We start from the raw sequence: 21157 nt of genomic DNA, 5'->3' as shown, positions 1-21157 counted from the left end.
CGCGAGAGCGGTATAGTCCTGAATGAGCCCTCGGTTGTGGCTATTCGGACACACGGTAACCAGAAAAGTTTCTTTGCTGTCGGCACAGATTCCAAGAGCATGCTATGCCGTACGCCGGGCAACATTGCTGCCATTCGTCCGATGAAGGATGGCGTGATCGCCGACTTCAGCGTTTGCGAAAAGATGCTGCAGTACTTTATCAACAAGGTTCACGAAAACAGCTTCCTGCAGCCTAGCCCTCGCGTGCTGATCTGCGTTCCGTGCAAATCCACCCAGGTTGAGCGTCGTGCCATCCGTGAGTCGGCCCTCGGTGCCGGTGCCCGTGAAGTGTTCCTGATCGAAGAGCCAATGGCGGCTGCGATCGGTGCCGGCTTGCCGGTTGAAGAAGCTCGCGGCTCGATGGTTGTCGATATCGGTGGTGGTACCACTGAAATCGCGCTGATCTCCCTGAACGGTGTGGTTTACGCCGAGTCCGTACGGGTTGGCGGCGACCGCTTCGACGAAGCGATCATCACTTACGTGCGTCGCAACTACGGCAGCCTGATCGGCGAATCCACTGCCGAGCGCATCAAGCAGGAAATCGGTACTGCCTACCCGGGCGGCGAAGTTCGCGAAGTCGACGTTCGTGGCCGTAACCTGGCCGAAGGCGTTCCACGCGCATTCACCCTGAACTCCAATGAAGTGCTGGAAGCTCTGCAAGAGTCCCTGGCCACCATCGTTCAGGCTGTGAAGAGTGCTCTGGAGCAATCGCCTCCGGAACTGGCTTCCGATATCGCCGAGCGTGGTCTGGTACTGACCGGTGGTGGCGCTTTGTTGCGTGACCTCGACAAGTTGCTGGCCCAGGAAACTGGTCTGCCGGTGATCGTTGCCGAAGATCCGCTGACGTGCGTTGCTCGCGGCGGTGGCCGTGCATTGGAAATGATGGATAAACACACCATGGACCTGCTGTCGAGCGAGTGATCTCGCCCGACGCATCTATGCTGTTGAGCGCGCAGGCAGCACTTTGCAGTGCTGCCTGTTGGCGTTTATCTTCTGTCAGTCTGCATCCAGGCCGGTTTGATGCCGTATGAATAAAGAGAACATTTGCCTGGGAGGAGCGGCTTATTAAACCGCTTTTCACCAAAGGGCCTTCACTGGGCGTGCGCTTGTTGGTGCTGGTCGTGCTATCGGTCGCGCTGATGGTGGTCGATGCCCGCTTCACACTGCTCAAGCCAGTGCGTAGCCAAATGTCGCTGGTACTGATGCAGTCTTACTGGATCACCGACCTGCCACAGCGGCTATGGCAGGGTGTGGCCAGCCAGTTTGGCAGCCGTACCGAGCTCGTCGCCGAAAACGAAAAACTCAAAACCGAAAACCTGCTGTTGCAGGGCCGCATGCAAAAGCTTGCCGCCCTCACCGAGCAGAACGTTCGGCTGCGCGAGTTGCTCAATTCCTCCGCGCTGGTGAACGAGAAGGTCGAAGTGGCCGAGCTGATCGGCATGGACCCCAACCCCTTCACCCACCGCATCATCATCAATAAAGGTGAGCGCGACGGTGTGGTCCTCGGTCAGCCGGTGCTCGATGCCCGTGGCCTGATGGGCCAGGTGGTCGAGTTGATGCCGTACACCTCTCGTGTGCTGTTGCTGACTGACACCACTCACAGCATTCCGGTGCAGGTGAACCGCAACGGTCTACGGGCGATTGCCAGCGGCACCGGCAACCCGGAACGCCTGGAGCTGCGTCACGTAGCCGATACCGCCGACATTAAAGAAGGCGATCTGCTGGTCAGCTCCGGTCTGGGGCAGCGGTTCCCGGCGGGTTACCCGGTAGCGACGGTCAAGGAAGTGATTCACGATTCCGGTCAGCCGTTCGCTATTGTGCGTGCCGTGCCGACCGCCGCCTTGAACCGCAGCCGTTACCTGTTGCTGGTGTTCACCGACGGCCGCACAGCCGAAGAGCGCGCCAACGAAGCTGCCCAGGCTCAAGAAGCCTTGGACCAGCACGGTGGTGGACCGATCATTCCAGCGACAGTACCAAAACCTGCCATTGTCCCGGCTGCTGTTGCTGCGCCGGCGATTCCGGTAGCGCCGACGGCTGCCCCTGCTGCCATAACCCCGGCCAAACCTGCGGCAAATCCCGCTCCTGCGAAACCTGCCGCCAGCAAGCCGCCCGCGACGCAACCTGCGGCCGCTAAACCGCCGGCCACGCAACCCGCTGCCGTGAAGCCTGCAGCCAAACCGCCTGTCTCTGCGCCGGCTACCACTGGGGGACGAGAATAATGGTTGGTGCTACTGCCTCCCGAAACGGCTGGATGGTCTGGCTGACGTTCGCCATAGGCATGCTGCTCAGCGTTTCGCCGCTGCCGCAATTCATGGAAATCCTCCGTCCACTGTGGCTGGCCTTGCTGCTGGCATTCTGGGCGTTAGCCATGCCGCAGAAAGTCGGGATGGTCACCGCGTGGAGCCTGGGCCTGGCCGAAGACGTGCTTTATGGCACGCTGCTGGGCCAGAACGCATTGATCCTGACGCTTATCACGTACCTGGTGCTGGCGCTGCAACAGCGCCTGCGCATGTTCCCGATGTGGCAACAGAGCCTGGTAATCCTGGTGATCTTCGGCCTCGCGCAGCTTGTTCAATTATGGCTCAGTGCCCTGACCGGTAATCGTCAGCCGACGCTGGCGCTGGTCTTGCCGGCACTGGTCAGCGCATTGCTCTGGCCGTGGATCAGTTACGGTTTGCGCGGTTTGCGTCGACGCTACAAAATCAATTAATTCGGTCCGGCATTTGCCCGCACCGGCACTAGACAAGGAGAGGTCTTGATGAAACAGCTGTACCTCGCCTCAGGCTCGCCGCGTCGGCGTGAACTGCTCACGCAGATCGGCGTGCCGTTCTCCGCCATCAGTGCGGACATCGATGAAACCCCTTTAGAAAATGAATCCCCGTCGGCCTATGTCGAGCGCCTGGCGTGCGGCAAAGCCGAGGCCGGGCGTGGGACCGTCGTGTCCGCCGCAGATTTTTGCGTGCTGGGCGCCGACACCGCCGTGGTGCTGGACGGAAAAATTCTCGGCAAGCCGGTTGATGAAGCGCAAGCGTGCGCCATGCTTATGATGTTGTCCGGGTGTGAACATGAAGTCCTGACGGCGATTGCGGTGCGAGAGGGTGAGCGTTGCGAGTCTCGGGTCGTGCGCAGTCTGGTGCGTTTTCGCAACATCAGTCGCGATGAAGCGGTGGCCTACTGGGCCAGCGGCGAGCCGCAGGACAAGGCCGGCGGCTACGGCATTCAGGGGCTCGGCGCGGTGTTTGTCGCCGGGCTCAATGGCAGTTACTCGGCGGTGGTCGGGTTACCGCTGTGCGAAACCGCTGAGCTGCTTGGCCATTTCGGCATACCCTGTTGGCAAACCCTTAACGCGCGTTGAGCGTCGTACTGACAAGATGCGGCCATTATCGTGAACATGCCTGAACGAGACCCTGCCATGAGTGAAGAGATCCTGATCAACATCACGCCGATGGAATCGCGCGTGGCGGTGGTTGAAAACGGTGTTCTGCAAGAGGTCCACGTCGAGCGCACGCAAAAGCGCGGGATCGTCGGCAACATCTATAAAGGCAAGGTCGTGCGGGTATTGCCCGGCATGCAGGCCGCTTTCGTCGACATCGGTCTGGACCGCGCCGCGTTCATTCATGCCTCGGAAATTTCCCTGCGCGAAGGCCCGGCGGTCGAGAGCATCAGCGCTCTGGTTCATGAAGGCCAGAGCCTGGTGGTGCAAGTGACCAAGGACCCGATCGGCTCAAAAGGCGCACGCCTGACGACTCAGTTGTCAATTCCATCGCGTTATCTGGTGTACATGCCGCGCACTGCACACGTCGGCATTTCGTTGAAGATTGAAGACGAAGCCGAGCGCGAACGTCTCAAACAAGTGGTCACTGATTGCGTGGCCAAAGAAGGCATCCAAGAGGCCGGTGGCTTCATCCTGCGTACCGCTGCCGAAGGTGCCGGTGCCGATGAAATCCTCATGGACATCCGCTACTTGCGTCGTCTCTGGGATCAGATCAACGAGCAGATCAAAACCATCAGCGCGCCGAGTGTGATCTACGAAGACCTCGGCCTGGCGCTGCGCACCTTGCGTGATCTGGTGAGCCCGAAGATCGAGAAGATCCGCATCGACTCCCGGGAAACCTTCCAGAAAACCACACAGTTCGTCGCCGAACTGATGCCGGAAATCGCCGATCGTCTTGAGCATTACCCGGGTGAGCGGCCGATTTTCGACCTGTACGGCGTCGAAGACGAAATCCAGAAAGCCCTGGAGCGCAAAGTCCCGCTGAAGTCCGGCGGTTACCTGGTGGTCGATCCGGCGGAAGCCATGAGCACCATCGACGTCAACACCGGGGCGTTCGTCGGTCATCGCAACCTCGAAGAAACCATTTTCAAGACCAACCTCGAAGCCGCGACTGCCATTGCTCGCCAGCTGCGCCTGCGCAACCTGGGCGGGATCATCATCATCGACTTCATCGACATGGAAGATGAAGAGCACCAGCGTCAGGTGCTGCGCACACTCGAGAAGCAACTGGAGCGCGATCACGCCAAGACCAACATCATCGGCATCACCGAGTTGGGCCTGGTGCAGATGACTCGCAAGCGCACCCGTGAAAGTCTTGAACAAGTTCTGTGCGAGCCGTGCAGCAGCTGTCAGGGCCGCGGCAAGCTCAAGACGCCGGAAACCGTTTGCTACGAGATTTTCCGCGAAATCCTCCGAGAAGCTCGCGCCTATCAGGCGGAAGGCTATCGTGTATTGGCAAACCAGAAAGTGGTCGACCGTTTGCTCGATGAAGAATCGGGCAATGTCGCCGAGCTCGAAGGTTTTATCGGACGCACCATCCGGTTCCAGGTGGAAACCATGTATTCCCAGGAACAATACGACGTGGTGCTGCTCTGAATCGCTGTCTTTCACCCGTACTAGAACGGCTGGCCTCAGCTTTTTGCAGTATTTTTGCCATGGGAGCCAACTGACATGGAACGTCTGACACGCATTTTGGCCGCACTGACCCGCTGGGGTTTGGGGCTGTGTGCGTTGGTATTGGTGTTGATGGCCTTGTACGTCAGCCTCGGACGAGAGCTGACGCCGCTGGTGGCCGAGTACCGTGCCGAAGTCGAATCCAAAGCCAGCTCTGCCTTGGGTATGCCGCTGAATATCGGCGAACTGGAAGGCAACTGGAGCGGTTTTGCTCCGATTATGCTGGCTCACGACGTGATGGTTGGCGAGGGCGCCAATGCCTTGCGTCTGGATCAGGTGCGCGCGGTGCCGGATCTTTGGGCCAGTTTGATGGCTCGTGAAGTGCGCATCGCTCACCTGGAACTCAGCGGTCTGAAGGTCAGCGTCAAGGAAAGCGAGGACGGGACTTGGGCGCTGGAAGGTTTACCTGTTCAGCAGGATCAGCCGCTGGATCCCGAGCAATTGCTCACTCGCATGCAGATGGTTCAACAACTGTCGGTGCTTGATAGCCAGGTTACTTTGCAGCCACTGCAAGAGCAGCCTCTAACCCTGACTTACGTCGGTCTGAATCTGAAAACCGGCGTCTCCCGCCAGCGACTCGATGCACGTTTGACCCTGCCGGACGGCCAGCCAGTGGCCATGAGTCTGCGCACCCGTCTGCGCGCCAGCGAATGGAAAGACGGCGAGGCCGAAGCTTATTTGAGCCTGCCGCAAAGCGACTGGTCGAAATGGTTGCCTGAGCGCCTGACCCAACAATGGAATTTTTCCGAGTTCAAGGCCGGCGGCGAGCTTTGGGTGAACTGGAACAAGGGCGCCCTGCAAAGTGCTGCGATTCGCTTGAACGCGCCGCAACTCAAGGGCGCGTACGCCGAGCGCAAGCCGATCCAGATCAACAATCTGGCGCTCAATGGCTATTTCCAGCGCAGTTCCGAAGGCGTCCTGATCACCCTGGACTCGCTGGCCATGAACCTCGGCGAGACCCGTTGGGAATCGCATCTGCAACTCAAACAAAACGCGGCGACCGACAAGACTGAAGAGCTATGGCATCTGCAAGCCGACCGCCTCGATCTCACCCCGATCACCCCGATTCTGAATGCCTTGGGGCCGCTGCCCGAAGGCATTGCCACCGCCGTCGAGCGACTCAAAGTGACCGGTGGCCTGCGCAACGTACTGATCGACTTCCGGCCCAATGCAACCGACGACAGCAAATTCAGCTTTGCCGCCAACCTGGATCGGGTCGGCTTCGATGCCTATCACGGCGCTCCGGCGGCGCGAAATGTCAGTGGCAGCATCAGCGGTGATCTGGGCGGTGGCGAGCTGCGCATGGACAGCAAGGATTTTTCCCTGCACCTGGACCCGATCTTCGCCAAGCCATGGCAGTACATTCAGGCCAATGCCCGACTGACCTGGAAACTCGATAAAGAAGCCTTCACCTTGATCGCGCCGTACCTGAAGGTGCTGGGCGAGGAGGGCAAGATTGCCGGCGACTTTCTGATCCGCCTGCATTTCGACCACACCCAGGAAGACTACATGGACCTGCGGGTCGGTCTGGTGGACGGCGACGGTCGATACACCGCCAAGTATTTGCCGACAATGCTCAGCCCGGGGCTGGACGAATGGCTGCGTACGGCGATTCTCAAAGGTGCGGTGGACGAAGGCTTCTTCCAGTACCAGGGTTCGCTGAACCATGGGGCCGCCGAGACTGCCCGCAGCATCAGCCTGTTCTTCAAGGTTCACGACGCCGAACTGGCCTTCCAGCCAGGCTGGCCACATGTCAGCAACGTCACGGGTGACGTGTTTGTTGAAGACAGCGGTGTGCGGGTCCTGGCCAGTAAGGGTCAACTGCTCAATACCCAGGTCAGCGACATTTACGTCAATATTCCCCACGCGCCAGCGGGGCAAAACGTCCATCTGTTCCTCGACGGCGGATTCGCCGGCGGGTTGGGCGATGGCCTGAAGATTCTCCAGGAAGCGCCGATCGGCACCGCAGCCACCTTTGCCGGTTGGGAAGGCGAGGGCGATCTGCGGGGCAAACTGAAACTGGACATTCCATTGGTCAAAGGCGAGCAGCCGAAGATCCTAGTCGACTTCAAGACCGCCAAGGCCCGTCTGAAACTGGCCGAGCCAACCCTGGAGCTGACTCAGCTCAAGGGTGATTTCCGTTTCGACAGCACCAAGGGTTTGAGCGGGCAAAACATCACCGCGCGCGCCTTCGATAAACCGGTTACTGCACAGATTTTCGCCGATGGCAGCCCCGGCAACCTCAAGACTCGCGTCGCCGCCTCGGGCCAGGTCGAGGTCAAGAAACTGACTGACTGGCTGAGCGTGACTCAGCCGTTGCCAGTGTCCGGTGTGATCCCTTATCAGCTGCAGCTGAACCTTGATGGACCCGACAGTCAATTGATGGTCAGCTCCAACCTCAAGGGCGTAGCAATCGATTTGCCGGCGCCGTTCGGCATGGCGCCCGACGTCGGCCGCGACACCACGTTCCGCATGACCCTGCAAGGGGCGGAGCGGCGCTACTGGGTCAATTACGGTGAGCTGGCTAACTTCACGTTTGCGGCGCCGGCCGGCAACTTTGCCGACGGGCGCGGTGAGTTGTTCCTGGGGGGCGGCAATGCCGTGCTACCTGGCGCCAAAGGCCTGCGGGTGCGCGGTGTGCTGTCGGAACTGGATGTCCGCCCCTGGAAGGACCTGCTAGACAAGTACGCCGGCCAGGATCCGGGCGGCAACGCCAAACAGTTGCTCAGCGGTGCGGATTTCAAGATTGGCAAGCTCAGCGGTGTCGGCACTACGCTCGATCAGGCTTCTGTACAGTTGAATCGCAAACCTGCTGCGTGGGCCTTGCAACTCGATAGTCAGCAGGTCAAGGGCAGTGCCAGCATCCCCGATGCGAAAGCCGCTCCGATTGCGATCAATCTGCAATACGTGCGTTTGCCGGCGCCAGACCCGACGGTCCTGGCCAACGAAAACTCGCCAGACCCGCTGGCCTCGGTGGATCCGACGAAGATCCCGGCACTGGATATCACCATCAATCAGCTGTTCCAGGGCAAGGACCTCGTCGGGGCCTGGTATCTGAAAGCCCGTCCGACCGCCAAGGGCATTGCGTTTAATACGCTGGATCTGGGCCTCAAGGGCATCCTCTTGCAGGGCAGCGGCGGTTGGGAAGGCACGCCCGGTTCCAGCAGCAGTTGGTACAAGGGCCGGATCAGCGGCAAGAATCTCGCCGATGTACTGAAGGGCTGGGGCTTTGCGCCGAGTGTCACCAGTGAAGATTTTCATATGGATGTCGATGGTCGCTGGCCCGGTTCGCCGGCCTGGCTGGCCACCCAGCGCTTCTCTGGAACCCTCGATGCTTCGCTGAGTAAAGGCCGGTTTGTTGAAGTCGAGGGCAGCGCCCAGGCGTTGCGCGTGTTTGGCTTGCTGAACTTCAACTCCATCGGCCGCCGGCTGCGCCTGGACTTCTCCGACCTGTTCGGCAAAGGCTTGAGTTATGACCGGGTCAAAGGCCTGCTGGTCGCGACCAATGGTGTATACGTGACGCGTGAGCCGATCCGGCTGACCGGTCCGTCGAGTAACATCGAACTCAACGGGACGCTGGACCTGGTGGGCGATAAGGTCGATGCCAAGTTGCTGGTGACGTTGCCTGTGACCAACAACCTGCCTATTGCCGCGCTGATCGTCGGTGCACCGGCTATCGGCGGCGCGCTGTTCCTGATCGATAAGCTGATCGGTGACCGTGTGGCGCGTTTCGCCAGCGTCCAATACACCGTCAAGGGGCCGTGGAAAGAGCCGAAAATCACCTTCGACAAGCCTTTTTGACAACGCCACGCCTCAGGCCGATGGAGTAGCATGGCCGTAAGTCCCCTGTAGGAGCTGACGAGTGAAACGAGGCTGCGATCTTTTGATTTTGCCTTTTAAGATCAAGATCAAGATCAAAATCAAAAGATCGCAGCCTCGTTTCACTCGTCAGCTCCTACAGGTATGTGTTGATTCCAGATCAGGAAAAGGCCATGTCTGTAGCGGTGATTCAAATGGTCAGCCAGAGCGATGTACTGGTCAATCTGGCCCAGGCCCGTCGGCTGCTCGAACAAGCGGCAGCCGGTGGCGCGCAGCTGGCTGTGCTTCCGGAAAACTTCGCCGCCATGGGCCGTCGCGACACTGCCGACATCGGCCGCGCCGAGGCGTTGGGCGAAGGCCCTATCCTGCCATGGTTGAAACAGACCGCCCGCGACCTCAAGTTATGGATAGTGGCCGGCACGTTGCCGTTGCCGCCGGTGGATCAGCCGACGGCCAAAGTGCATGCCTGCTCGCTGCTGGTGGATGAGCACGGCGAAACCGTTGCACGGTATGACAAGTTGCACCTTTTCGACGTCGATGTGGCGGACAATCGCGGGCGTTATCGCGAATCCGATGACTATGCTTATGGCAGTGGGGTAGTCGTGGCGGACACGCCTGTCGGTCGAGTCGGGCTGACAGTGTGTTACGACATGCGCTTCCCCGAGCTGTACAGCGAATTACGCGCTGCCGGTGCGGAGTTGATTACCGCGCCGTCGGCCTTTACCGCGGTGACCGGCGCGGCGCATTGGGAGGTGTTGATTCGCGCGCGGGCCATCGAAACTCAATGTTATGTGCTCGCGGCTGCCCAGGGTGGGACGCATCCGGGGCCGCGAGAAACCTTTGGCCATGCCGCGATTATCGACCCGTGGGGACGTGTGCTGGCGCAACAGGATCAAGGCGAGGCCGTGCTGCTGGCCGAACGCGATAGCAGCGAACAGGCGTCCATCAGGGCGCGGATGCCGGTGTCCAGTCACCGGCGATTTTTCTCGCAGGGCGCTCAGCGACCTGCCTCAGAACGATGAATTTAAGGCGTAAAGCATATGAGCGAGTTGTTGTCCTCAGTCAGTGAACACCTCCTGGCGCCCGGCGGCGTAACTATCGAGAGCCTGCAAGGTGTGCTCGGCGATCTGGCCGGCCCGGGCATCGATGCCGCCGACCTGTATTTCCAGGGGCAGATTTCCGAGTCCTGGGCGCTGGAAGACGGAATCGTCAAGGAAGGCAGCTTCAATCTCGACCAAGGTGTCGGTGTGCGAGCGCAATCGGGTGAGAAAACGGGTTTTGCCTACAGCAATGCCATTACCCTCGAAGCCCTTGGCGCCGCGGCCCGTGCGGCGCGTTCGATCTCCCGCGCCGGTCAGAACGGCACGGTGCAAGCGTTCACGACTCAGGATGTCGCCCAGTTGTACGGGCCGGACAACCCGTTGGAAGTGATGACCCGTGCCGAGAAGGTCGAACTGCTCAAGCGTATCGACGTCGCGACTCGCGCCCTCGACCCGCGTATCCAACAAGTCACCGTGAGCATGGCCGGCGTCTGGGAGCGAATCCTCGTGGCTTCCACTGACGGTGGCCTGGCTGCCGATGTACGGCCGTTGGTGCGCTTTAACGTCAGTGTGATCGTCGAGCAGAACGGTCGCCGTGAGCGCGGCGGTCATGGCGGTGGCGGTCGTACCGATTACCGTTATTTCCTCAGCGATGACCGCGCCATGGGTTATGCCCGTGAAGCGTTGCGTCAGGCGTTGGTGAATCTGGAAGCCATTCCTGCGCCGGCCGGTACGTTGCCGGTGGTGCTGGGTTCGGGCTGGTCGGGTGTGTTGCTGCACGAAGCGGTCGGCCACGGTCTGGAAGGCGACTTCAACCGCAAGGGCAGTTCGGCCTACAGCGGGCGCATGGGCGAGATGGTTGCGTCCAAGCTTTGCACCATCGTCGATGATGGCACGCTGGCCGGTCGTCGCGGCTCCCTGAGCGTCGATGATGAAGGCACCCCGACCGAGTGCACGACACTGATCGAAAACGGCGTACTCAAAGGCTATATGCAGGACAAGCTCAACGCCCGTCTGATGGGTGTGGCCCGTACCGGTAACGGTCGCCGTGAATCCTACGCGCACCTGCCGATGCCGCGCATGACCAACACCTACATGCTGGCTGGCGAAAGCGACCCGGCGGAAATCATCGCCTCGGTGAAGCGCGGCATCTACTGCGCCAATCTCGGCGGCGGTCAGGTGGACATCACCAGCGGCAAATTCGTGTTCTCCACCAGCGAGGCGTACCTGATCGAAGACGGCAAAATCACTGCCCCGGTCAAAGGCGCGACGTTGATCGGCAATGGCCCTGAAGCCATGAGCAAGGTGTCGATGGTCGGTAACGATCTGGCGCTGGACAGCGGCGTGGGGACGTGTGGCAAGGATGGGCAGTCGGTGCCGGTGGGTGTCGGCCAGCCAACGCTGAAAATCGATGCGATCACTGTGGGTGGCACAGGCGCATAAGGATGAAGACATCCTCTGTAGGAGCTGCCGAAGGCTGCGATCTTTTGATTTTGCTTTTAAGAAACAAGATCAAAAGATCGCAGCCTTCGGCAGCTCCTACAGTGGATTGGCGTTACTCAGCGCAAACCGCGTTGAGTCTCGTCCAGCTCACGGATGTACTTGAAGATTTTACGGCTCGATGCCGGTGGCTTATTGGTCGCCAGTTCGTGCTGGGCCTGACGGATCAGGGAGCGCAATTGCTGACGATCAGCCTCCGGGTAGTCGACCACGAACTTCTCCAGGACCGCATCGTCGCCCGCGATCAAGCGATCGCGCCAGCGTTCCAGGCCATGGAAACGTTCGTTGTACTGCCGAGTGGAGGCATCGAGTTGATCGAGCAGAGTCAGAATGGCGTCAGTGTCCTGATCGCGCATCAGTTTGCCGATGAACATAAGGTGCCGTTTACGCGCGATATTCGCGGTGTGCTTGGGCGCATCAGCCAGTGCCCGGCGCATAGCGTCGGTCAACGGCAGTTTTGCCAGCAAGTCAGGCTTGAGTGTTGTAAGGCGCTCGCCAAGGTCAACCAGAGCATGAAGCTCGCGTTTAACCTGGGATTTGCTTTTTTCTCCCGTATCGAGGGAGTCGTCGTAAGAATCAACCATGGTGGCCGTCCGCAAAGAAACGCCGCCATGATAACCAGTCGGGGGCCGCTTGTCCGGCCCGGTCGCTCGAAGGCCCTAGCCGAAAGCAGAATTTGAGTGGAGAACAGCATGAGTGCAGTTGAAAGCGTCGGCCCACAAGCGTTGCCGGCACTGCAAGAACAAGTCGAGCAGATCATCGCTGAAGCCAAGCGCCAGGGCGCCAGTGCCTGTGAAGTGGCCGTGTCGCTGGAGCAGGGCTTGTCGACCACGGTGCGTCAGCGGGAAGTCGAAACCGTTGAGTTCAATCGCGATCAGGGCTTTGGCATCACCTTGTACGTTGGCCAGCGCAAGGGCTCGGCCAGCACGTCCGCCAGCGGTCCCGAAGCCATTCGCGAAACCGTCGCTGCGGCGCTGGCCATCGCCAAACACACCTCCGAAGACGAAGCCTCGGGTCTGGCAGATGCGGCGCTGATGGCCAAGGATCTGCAGGATTTCGACCTGTTCCACGAATGGGACATCACCCCGGAGCAAGCCATCGAGCAGGCCCTGACCTGTGAAGCGGCGGCGTTTGCCACCGACAGCCGGATCAAGAACGCCGACGGCACCACCCTCAGCACCCACCAGGGTTGCCGTGTTTACGGCAACAGCCACGGTTTTATCGGTGGCTACGCGTCGACCCGGCACAGCCTGAGCTGCGTGATGATCGCCGAGGCCGACGGCCAGATGCAGCGCGATTACTGGTATGACGTGAACCGTCAGGGCAATTTGCTGGCCGACCCGGTGAGCATCGGCCAGCGTGCCGCGCAACGGGCGGCGAGCCGTCTGGGCGCGCGTCCGGTGCCGACCTGCGAAGTGCCGGTGCTGTTTTCTGCGGAACTGGCCGGTGGTTTGTTCGGCAGTTTCCTCTCGGCGATTTCCGGCGGCAGTTTGTATCGCAAATCCTCGTTCCTTGAAGGCACGCTGGGGCAGAAACTGTTCCCGGAATGGCTGACCATCGATGAGCGTCCGCACTTGATGCGCGCCATGGGCAGTTCGGCGTTCGATGGTGATGGTTTGGCCACTTACGCCAAACCGTTCGTCGAGAAAGGTGAGTTGGTGTCGTACATTCTTGGCACGTACTCCGGCCGTAAACTCGGGATGCCGAGTACCGCCAACGCTGGCGGCGTGCACAACCTGTTCGTCACCCATGGCGACGAAGACCAGGCAGCCTTGCTGCGCCGCATGGGCCGCGGCCTGCTGGTAACTGAATTGATGGGCCAGGGCCTGAACATGGTCACTGGCGATTACTCCCGTGGCGCGGCGGGTTACTGGGTCGAGAATGGTGAAATCCAGTTTGCGGTCCAGGAAGTGACCATTGCCGGCAACATGCGTGACATGTTCAAACAGATCGTTGCCGTCGGTAATGACCTGGAATTGCGCAGCAACATCCGCACAGGTTCGGTGCTGATCGAGCGGATGACGGTAGCGGGCAGCTAACGCTTAACCGTTACGCAAAAAGGCGCGCCACCCATCGTTGGGTGGTGCGCCTTTTTTGTGCGTCGATTTTCTCGGGGTTGTTTTGGTTCTCATTATCATCTAATAATAAATCTCATTACCGAATGAGCCCGGATCATGAGTTCTGCCTTGCACGAGCAGCCTTACCTCGAAAGCTGGCGCTGGATGAGTCGCCAGATCCGTTGCGCGATCGACCCTGACGAGCCTCGCCTGATCGAACATTACCTGGCCGAAGGCCGGTATCTCGCTTGTTGCACGGCTACCTCTCCCTGGACCATCGCCGAAACTTCTTTCCGCCTGTTACTCGACACCGCCGCCGATGTCGCGCTGCCCTGGCACTGGCGCACCTTTTGTCTGGACCAGGCCTGGCGGCCGTTGCGCGATCTGGAACGCCTCTCTCTGTGCAAATGCCGCCTCAAGCGCTAGCAGAGCTACACCTGGCAACTGGCGACCTGCGAGTTGCAGCCCTCGATTCCTCTCATAGAACTGGTGCAAGGATTTTCTGATGAGTAGGGTCTGTCATCAGTTATTTCCTATGCCGCGCCGGGCCTGCTGTGGTGCAGGGCAAGGCGCGAGGAGCGTGGTTTGGTCATTCCAAATAAGCTCCGAGCAACGCAGCCCTGCGCCACAGCAGGCCCGGCCCTCCGGGTTGTGTCTGAAAGCGGGCCAGACTGCGTTGCACTCCTTGGCAAGGGAAAAACATTACCAGCGGACTGCGCCTTGCCTGGCCCGCTTTCATACACAACGCGGCATAGGAAATAACTGATGACAGACCCTCAGACACGTATTGAGCGCGACAGCATGGGCGAGCTTCAAGTGCCGGTGGACGCCCTCTACGGCGCACAGACCCAACGTGCGGTGGATAATTTTCCCATCAGCGGCAAACCGATGCCGGAGCAGTTTATCCGCGCGCTGATCCTGGCCAAGGCCGCCGCTGCCCGAGCCAACGTCGAGCTCGATCAAATCAGCGAATCCCAAGGCAAAGCCATCGTCGATGCGGCACTGGGCTTGCTCCAAAGCGACTTCATGCAGCATTTTCCGGTGGATATCTTCCAGACCGGTTCCGGCACCAGTTCGAACATGAACGCCAACGAAGTTATCGCCACCTTGGCCAGTCGCCTGCTCGGCGAGCCGGTGAACCCCAACGATCACGTCAATTGCGGCCAAAGCAGCAACGACATCATCCCGACCACCATCCACGTCAGTGCTGCGTTGGCGGTGCACGAGCAATTGTTGCCGGCGCTGGTGGGTCTGGTTCAGGTGATCGAGCGCAAGGCCGATGAGGTTCATCACCACGTCAAAACCGGCCGCACTCACTTGATGGACGCGATGCCGGTGCGCATGAGCCAGGTGCTCAGCGGTTGGGCGCAGCAGCTCAAGGCCAACATCGGTCATCTGCAGGATCTGCTGCCGAGTCTGCAATCCCTGGCTCAGGGCGGCACGGCAGTGGGCACCGGAATCAACGCTCATCCGCAATTCGCGGCGCGTTTCAGTGAGCAACTGAGCAAGCTGACCCAAATGCAATTCAAACCGGGCGAGGATCTGTTTGCGCTGATCGGCTCTCAGGACACGGCGGTCAGTGTTTCCGGTCAGCTCAAGGCCACGGCCGTTTCGCTGATGAAAATCGCCAACGACCTGCGCTGGATGAACTCCGGCCCGCTGGCCGGTCTTGGTGAAATCGAGCTCGAAGCCTTGCAGCCGGGTTCTTCGATCATGCCAGGCAAGGTCAACCCGGTGATCCCGGAAGCGACCGCCATGGTCGCCGCTCAGGTCATCGGCAATGACACGGTTATCACCATCGCCGGTCAGTCGGGCAACTTCGAGCTGAACGTGATGCTGCCGATCATCGCCCAGAACCTGCTGAGCAGCATCGAGTTGCTGACCAACTCCAGCCATCTGCTGGGTGAAAAGGCCATCGCCAGCTTCAAGGTCAACGAAGCCAGGCTCAAGGAAGCGCTGTCGCGTAACCCGATCCTGGTCACCGCACTCAACCCGATCATTGGTTACCAAAAAGCTGCGGAGATCGCCAAGAAGGCCTATCAACAGGGCCGTCCGGTGATCGATGTCGCTCTGGAGCACACCGACCTGACCCGCAGCCAGCTTGAGGTTTTGCTGGACCCGGAAAAACTCACCGCAGGCGGCGTGTAATCACCGCAACCGCTTTGGAGGCTCACCATGGAGCACTGGAAACGCACGATCGAAAGGGCTAATCGCTGTTTCATGCTGGGCGAACTGGTCGATGCCCGCGAGGCTTACTTGCAGGCATTGGCGCTGGCCCAGGTGTTGTTCGAGCGCTGGGCAGATGCCGACGAGGCGGTCGCGGCCTGCGTGATTTCCCACCACAACCTGGCGGATCTGCATTTGCGTCTGAACCAGCCTGAGGAGAGCGCCGAGTACCTGTGCGCCATCCATCAGCGATTGTTGCAGACCATGCAGGACCCACGACTGGCGCCGGCCCTGCGTGAAGCAGCGTTGCGCCAGAGCAGCAAAACCTACGTCGAGCTGCTGAATTTCATCAGCGAACACGGCGAATACCCGCGCACCCACCGTTTGCTGCATATCGACGCTGCCTCACCTGCGCCTTTACATCATGGAGTTCATTGAAATGGCTTTTACCTTGCCTGCCTTGCCCTACGCCTACGACGCCCTGGAACCGCACATCGATGCGCAGACCATGGAAATCCACTACACCAAGCACCACCAGACTTACATCAACAACCTCAACGCTGCGGTGGAAGGCACCGAGTTTGCCGAGTGGCCGGTGGAGAAACTCGTGTCAGCTGTCCAGCAACTGCCGGAGAAGCTGCGCGCGGCGGTGATCAATCAGGGCGGCGGGCATGCCAACCATTCGCTGTTCTGGGAAGTGATGGCGCCCAACGGCGGCGGCAATCCTGAAGGCTCCCTGGCTGAGGCGATCGATGAGCAACTGGGCGGCCTGAGCAGTTTCAAGAAAGCCTTTACCAAAGCCGCGCTGACTCGTTTCGGCAGCGGCTGGGCGTGGCTCAGTGTGACGCCGCAAAAGACGCTGGTCGTTGAAAGCAGCGGCAATCAGGACAGTCCATTGATGAACGGCAATACGCCAATCCTCGGCCTGGATGTCTGGGAGCACGCTTATTACCTGCAGTACCAGAACCGTCGGCCGGAATACATCAACGCGTTCTACAACGTGATCAATTGGCCTGAAGTCGCTACGCGCTATCAGGCTGCACTGGTTTAAGACTTCTGCAAAAACAATCCAAGGCTGGCTATGGGCACTGAAACACTGGCGATCGGAAGTGGACGAATGTTTCGTTACGCATTCGGATCGCTATTACTGCTGGCAGGCATGACGTTATTGGTTGCCCAAGGCTTGGCATGGCTGGACCTCGAGCCGAAACTGCTGCGCGCGCTGCAAGGCGGGGCGATCTGCGCTTTGGGCACTGCCTTGGGCGCGGTGCCCGTGCTGGTGATTCGACGGATGCCCCAAACGGTCAGCGATACGCTGCTCGGCTTCGGGGCCGGGGTAATGCTCGCGGCGACAGCGTTTTCGTTGATCGTTCCGGGGATCTCTGCCGCTGAAGACCTGGGGCTGACGCCTTGGGCGGCCAGCGGACTGATCAGTTTCGGCATTATGCTGGGTGCGTTCGGGCTGTTTCTGGTGGATCGAAAGGTCTCCGGGGCCAGCCCGGAAATGTTGGTTGGCACTCTGGAACGGCCAGTGATTCCACCGCGTATCTGGTTGTTTGTGTTTGCCATCATCGCCCACAACATCCCCGAAGGCATGGCGGTTGGTGTGTCGGCGGGGGGTGGCATGCCCGACGCCGATAGCCTGGCCATGGGCATCGCCTTGCAGGATGTGCCGGAAGGTCTGGTGATCGCGCTGGTTTTGGCCGGGGCAGGGATGTCGCGGGTCAAGGCGTTCCTGATTGGTGCTGCGTCAGGTCTGGTCGAGCCGGTCTTCGCGTTGTTGTGCGCCTGGCTAGTGAGCCTGGCCGAACTGTTGTTGCCCTTGGGGTTGGCACTGGCGGCCGGGGCAATGTTGCTGGTGGTCACCCATGAAGTCATCCCCGAGTCGCGCCGCAATGGTCACGACAAGCTTGCAAGTCTTGGGTTGCTGATCGGGTTTTGCTTGATGATGGTGATGGATACGGCGTTGGCTTAACGGCTTAACACGAACTATGTAGCAGCTGCCGAAGGCTGCGTTCGGCTGCGAAGCAGTCGTAAAATTGGGCTCCGCAGTATGTCAGGCAGACCGCGTGAGCAGGGTTTACGACTGCTGCGCAGCCGAACGCAGGCTTCGCCAGCTGCTACAGGGCGAGTGTTATTCGCCTTCGCCGAAGTAGTCGTTGATCAAATCCACCAATGCCTGCAGCGCCTCATCAGCTTGTTCACCTTCGGTGCTCAGGTGGATTTTGGTGCCCTTGCCCGCAGCGAGCATCATCATTGCCATGATGCTTTTTCCGTCGACCGTGGATTCCGGCGTGCGTCCTACTCTGATCGTGCAATCCTTGAACTCACCGGCGACGCCAACGAATTTTGCAGAAGCGCGGGCATGCAGGCCCAGCTTGTTGATGATTTCAATTTCCAGAGCAGGCATCGCGGTGTGAATCCTTTAGCTGAGGTCGCGGTGGCGAACCTGGACGTTCTTCAGAGATTTTTGCAGGGCTTGGCCCAGACGTTCGGTCAGGTAGACGGAGCGGTGATGGCCGCCGGTGCAGCCAATGGCAATGGTGACATAAGCGCGGTTGCTGGCGGCAAAGCGGGGTAGCCACTTGAACAAGTAGGTGGAGATGTCCTGGAACATCTCTTCGACGTCCGGCTGTGCCGCCAGGTACTCGGCAACCGGTTGGTCGAGCCCGGATTGATCGCGCAACTCTGGCTTCCAGTAAGGGTTCGGCAGGCAGCGCACGTCGAATACCAGATCAGCGTCCACCGGCATGCCACGCTTGAAGCCGAAAGACTCCACCAGGAACGCCGTACCGGGTTCCGGCTGGTTCAGCAGGCGCAGCTTGATGGTATCTCGCAGCTGATACAGGTTCAGGTTGGTGGTGTTTACTTTGAGATCGGCGAGGTCGGCAATCGGCCCGAGCAGGGCGGTCTCATCGTTGATGGCCTCGGCCAGCGAGCGATTGGCATTGCTCAGCGGGTGACGACGGCGGGTTTCCGAGAAACGTTTGAGCAAGGTTTCTTCGTCGGCGTCCAGATAAAGCACATCACACTGGATATGCCGGCTGCGCACTTCTTCCAGCAGTTCGGGAAACCGCGACAAGTGACTCGGCAAGTTACGCGCATCGATCGATACGGCAACCAGCGGTTGCGCCAGTTCGGTGTGGATCAACGCGCGTTCGGCCAGTTCCGGCAGCAGGCCGGCGGGCAGGTTGTCGATGCAGTAGTAGCCGTTGTCCTCGAGAACATCGAGTGCGGTACTTTTACCTGAGCCGGAGCGGCCACTGACGATGATCAAGCGCATGATTAATGACCGTTTTGCTCGTCCAGGACAACCTGATACAAGGCTTCATTGCTCGGGGCGCTGCGCAGTTTTTCGCGCACTTCCTTGCGATCGAGCATGCTGGCGATCTGGCGCAGTAACTCCAGGTGCGCATCGGTAGCCGCCTCAGGGACCAGCAGAACGAACAGCAGGTCAACCGGGGCGCCGTCGATGGCGTCGAAATCAATGGGTGCGTCAAGGTGCATCAATGCACTGATGGGCGAGGTGCAACCCTTCAGGCGGCAGTGTGGGATGGCGATGCCGTTGCCAAAACCGGTGGAACCGAGTTTTTCACGGGCAATCAAAGCCTCGAAGACATCTTGCATCTCCAGATCCGGCACTTCCCGGGCGATCAGGTTGGCAATTTGCTCGAGGGCTTTCTTTTTACTGCCGCCCGGCACGTTCACGAGAGAACGGCCGGGGGTCAGGATGCTTTCAAGTCGGATCATGGGTTGGGAGTGTTAACGACCGGTCGCGCCCTGGAGGAGGCTTTGGGTCTTTTCCTTATGCTTTTTGAGTTGTTTATCCAGCTTGTCGGTCAGTGCGTCGATCGCCGCGTACATATCGGTATGCTCCGCGTTTGCGACCACTTCATTGCCGGGAATATGCAGCGTGGCTTCGATTTTCTGCTTGAGCTTTTCGACCGTCATCGTGACCTGCACGTTGGTGATCTTGTCGAAATGCCTCTCTAATCGTTCGAGTTTTTCGCCGATGTAGGTGCGAAGAGGTTCGGTCACTTCCAGTTGGTGTCCACTGATGTTGACTTGCATACAGCTTCTCCTTCGTTGCCAGTGCATAAAGCGGCAGGCAGAAATGCCTGCCACTGGAACGCTGTGGCGTGGCTCTACATCAACCGCTTGCGTTCGCTCGAAGGCGCGATCCCGAGGGATTCGCGGTACTTGGCGACGGTGCGGCGAGCCACCTGAATGCCTTGTGCCTCCAGTAAACCAGCGATCTTGCTGTCACTCAACGGCTTTTTCTGATTTTCCGCGGCAACCAGTTTTTTGATGATCGCGCGGATCGCCGTGGACGAGCATTCACCGCCCTCTGAGGTGCTGACGTGGCTGGAGAAAAAGTATTTCAGTTCATATATGCCCCGTGGGGTATGCATGAATTTCTGCGTAGTCACCCGTGAAATCGTCGACTCGTGCATGCCCACCGCTTCGGCGATGTCATGCAGGACCAGCGGTTTCATGGCTTCGTCGCCGTATTCAAGAAAGCCGCGCTGATGCTCGACGATTTGAGTGGCGACTTTCATCAGGGTTTCGTTGCGGCTTTGCAGGCTCTTGATGAACCAGCGGGCCTCTTGCAACTGATTGCGCATGAAGGTGTTGTCGGCACTGGTGTCGGCGCGGCGCACGAAACCGGCGTATTGAGCGTTGACCCGCAGTCGTGGCACGGATTCCTGGTTCAGTTCCACCAGCCAGCGCTCGTTGTCCTTGCGTACGATCACGTCGGGAACGACGTATTCGGCTTCGCTGGACTCGATTTGCGAGCCTGGGCGCGGGTTGAGGCTCTGCACCAGTTCAATCACTTGGCGCAGTTCGTCTTCCTTGAGCTTCATGCGACGCATCAGCTGGCTGTAATCGCGGCTGCCGAGCAGGTCGATGTAATCGGTGACCAGGCGTTTGGCCTCGACCAGCCAAGGCGTCTTGGCGGGCAACTGGCGCAATTGCAGCAGCAGGCATTCGCCCAGGTTGCGGGCGCCGATGCCAGCGGGTTCGAATTGCTGGATGCGGTGCAGGACGGCTTCGATTTCGTCCAGTTCGATGTCCAGTTCCGGGTCGAAGGCTTCGAGAATCTCCTCGAGGGTTTCGTCCAGGTAGCCCTGATTGTTGATGCAGTCGATCAGGGTCACGGCGATCAGGCGATCGGTGTCGGACATCGGGGCCAGGTTCAGTTGCCACAACAAGTGGCTTTGCAGGCTTTCGCCGGCCGATGTACGGGTGGTGAAATCCCACTCGTCGTCATCGTTGCTCGGCAGGCTGCTGGCGCTGGTCTGGTAGACGTCTTCCCACGCGGTGTCGACGGGCAGTTCGTTGGGAATGCGCTCGTTCCAATCGCCTTCCTCGAGGTTGTCCACCGTCGGGGCGGTTTCCTGGTAGGAGGGTTCCGAAACATCGGCGTTGGGTGGCTGTTCGGCTTTGTCGGCCAAGGGGTCGGCGTTATCGAAGTCGTCGCCTTCTTCCTGGCGTTCGAGCATCGGATTGGACTCCAGGGCCTCCTGGATTTCCTGTTGCAGGTCCAGGGTCGACAATTGGAGCAGGCGGATGGCCTGTTGCAGCTG

Annotated in this window: 19 protein-coding genes and 1 pseudogene; 14 read left to right on the top strand and 6 right to left on the bottom strand. The window is 59.7% G+C overall.

Features of this window, described 5'->3' with window-relative positions:
• The 8 genes from ACIQU2_RS09110 to tldD form a co-directional block, all read left to right on the top strand.
• Positions 1–960 (top strand): rod shape-determining protein (locus ACIQU2_RS09110; RefSeq protein ID WP_403140067.1); only part of this gene is annotated, 960 nt, incomplete at its 5' end.
• 143 nt (positions 961–1103) lie between these two features.
• Positions 1104–2258: a rod shape-determining protein MreC gene (gene mreC, locus ACIQU2_RS09105; RefSeq protein WP_347803557.1), complete on the top strand. Its 1155-nt coding sequence runs from the start codon at positions 1104–1106 to the stop codon at positions 2256–2258.
• Positions 2258–2749 carry a rod shape-determining protein MreD gene (gene mreD, locus ACIQU2_RS09100; protein ID WP_347803541.1) on the top strand — a complete coding sequence of 164 codons (492 nt, stop codon included), beginning with the start codon at positions 2258–2260 and terminating at the stop codon, positions 2747–2749. The genes mreC and mreD overlap by 1 nt, the downstream gene beginning before the upstream one ends.
• A gap of 48 nt (positions 2750–2797) precedes the next feature.
• Positions 2798–3394, top strand: a complete 597-nt coding sequence (locus tag ACIQU2_RS09095) for a Maf family protein (RefSeq protein ID WP_347803540.1) — start codon at positions 2798–2800, stop codon at positions 3392–3394.
• Between the two features lie 57 nt (positions 3395–3451).
• Positions 3452–4909 (top strand): ribonuclease G, encoded by a 1458-nt coding sequence (gene rng / locus ACIQU2_RS09090; RefSeq protein ID WP_033058026.1) that lies wholly within the window; start codon positions 3452–3454, stop codon positions 4907–4909.
• A gap of 75 nt (positions 4910–4984) precedes the next feature.
• A complete protein-coding gene (locus ACIQU2_RS09085) occupies positions 4985–8788 on the top strand; it encodes a YhdP family protein (protein ID WP_403140065.1) in 3804 nt (1267 codons plus the stop codon).
• A gap of 191 nt (positions 8789–8979) precedes the next feature.
• A complete protein-coding gene (locus tag ACIQU2_RS09080) occupies positions 8980–9828 on the top strand; it encodes a carbon-nitrogen hydrolase family protein (RefSeq protein ID WP_403140064.1) in 849 nt (282 codons plus the stop codon).
• 18 nt (positions 9829–9846) lie between these two features.
• Positions 9847–11289 carry a metalloprotease TldD gene (tldD, locus tag ACIQU2_RS09075; RefSeq protein WP_403140062.1) on the top strand — a complete coding sequence of 481 codons (1443 nt, stop codon included), beginning with the start codon at positions 9847–9849 and terminating at the stop codon, positions 11287–11289.
• 116 nt (positions 11290–11405) lie between these two features.
• Here the strand turns inward: tldD and yjgA are convergent, their stop codons facing one another.
• Entirely contained in the window at positions 11406–11930 is a 525-nt protein-coding gene (gene yjgA, locus ACIQU2_RS09070; RefSeq protein ID WP_033058015.1) for a ribosome biogenesis factor YjgA, read from the bottom strand.
• Positions 11931–12038: 108 nt separating this feature from the next.
• Between yjgA and pmbA the strand changes: the two genes are divergently transcribed.
• The 6 genes and pseudogenes from pmbA to ACIQU2_RS09040 all read left to right on the top strand — a co-directional run bounded on the left by pmbA (position 12039) and on the right by ACIQU2_RS09040 (position 17544).
• Complete coding sequence (gene pmbA, locus ACIQU2_RS09065) at positions 12039–13385, top strand: metalloprotease PmbA (protein WP_403140060.1); 1347 nt, start codon at positions 12039–12041, stop codon at positions 13383–13385.
• 135 nt (positions 13386–13520) lie between these two features.
• Positions 13521–13916 (top strand): annotated as a pseudogene (locus tag ACIQU2_RS09060) (FagA protein).
• A 252-nt stretch (positions 13917–14168) separates the two neighbouring features.
• Positions 14169–15551 (top strand): class II fumarate hydratase, encoded by a 1383-nt coding sequence (locus tag ACIQU2_RS09055; RefSeq protein WP_403140058.1) that lies wholly within the window; start codon positions 14169–14171, stop codon positions 15549–15551.
• 27 nt (positions 15552–15578) lie between these two features.
• The gene (locus ACIQU2_RS09050) at positions 15579–16007 is read left to right on the top strand and encodes a hypothetical protein (protein WP_008148865.1); all 429 of its coding nucleotides are present in this window, start codon (positions 15579–15581) and stop codon (positions 16005–16007) included.
• A 1-nt stretch (position 16008) separates the two neighbouring features.
• The gene (locus tag ACIQU2_RS09045) at positions 16009–16620 is read left to right on the top strand and encodes a superoxide dismutase (protein WP_347803533.1); all 612 of its coding nucleotides are present in this window, start codon (positions 16009–16011) and stop codon (positions 16618–16620) included.
• A gap of 30 nt (positions 16621–16650) precedes the next feature.
• Positions 16651–17544, top strand: coding sequence for a ZIP family metal transporter (locus tag ACIQU2_RS09040; RefSeq protein WP_347803532.1), 894 nt, complete (start codon positions 16651–16653; stop codon positions 17542–17544).
• 159 nt (positions 17545–17703) lie between these two features.
• Here ACIQU2_RS09040 and ACIQU2_RS09035 read toward each other — a convergent pair whose 3' ends face one another.
• From ACIQU2_RS09035 to ACIQU2_RS09015, 5 genes are all read right to left on the bottom strand, one after another.
• Entirely contained in the window at positions 17704–17979 is a 276-nt protein-coding gene (locus ACIQU2_RS09035) for an HPr family phosphocarrier protein (RefSeq protein WP_347803531.1), read from the bottom strand.
• Between the two features lie 15 nt (positions 17980–17994).
• A complete protein-coding gene (rapZ, locus tag ACIQU2_RS09030; protein ID WP_046045854.1) occupies positions 17995–18852 on the bottom strand; it encodes an RNase adapter RapZ in 858 nt (285 codons plus the stop codon).
• A gap of 2 nt (positions 18853–18854) precedes the next feature.
• Entirely contained in the window at positions 18855–19319 is a 465-nt protein-coding gene (ptsN, locus tag ACIQU2_RS09025; protein WP_347803529.1) for a PTS IIA-like nitrogen regulatory protein PtsN, read from the bottom strand.
• 12 nt (positions 19320–19331) lie between these two features.
• The gene (hpf, locus tag ACIQU2_RS09020) at positions 19332–19640 is read right to left on the bottom strand and encodes a ribosome hibernation-promoting factor, HPF/YfiA family (protein ID WP_007941242.1); all 309 of its coding nucleotides are present in this window, start codon (positions 19638–19640) and stop codon (positions 19332–19334) included.
• Positions 19641–19714: 74 nt separating this feature from the next.
• On the bottom strand, positions 19715–21157 hold a 1443-nt coding region (locus tag ACIQU2_RS09015; protein ID WP_403140053.1), incomplete at its 5' end, for an RNA polymerase factor sigma-54.

The sequence above is a fragment of the Pseudomonas sp. NPDC098740 genome, from assembly GCF_044760065.1.
GTDB classification, from domain to species: Bacteria; Pseudomonadota; Gammaproteobacteria; order Pseudomonadales; family Pseudomonadaceae; genus Aquipseudomonas; species Aquipseudomonas rossensis.
The sequence above is the reverse complement of the archived record's forward strand: the minus strand, read 5'-3'. Positions and strand labels throughout refer to the sequence as shown.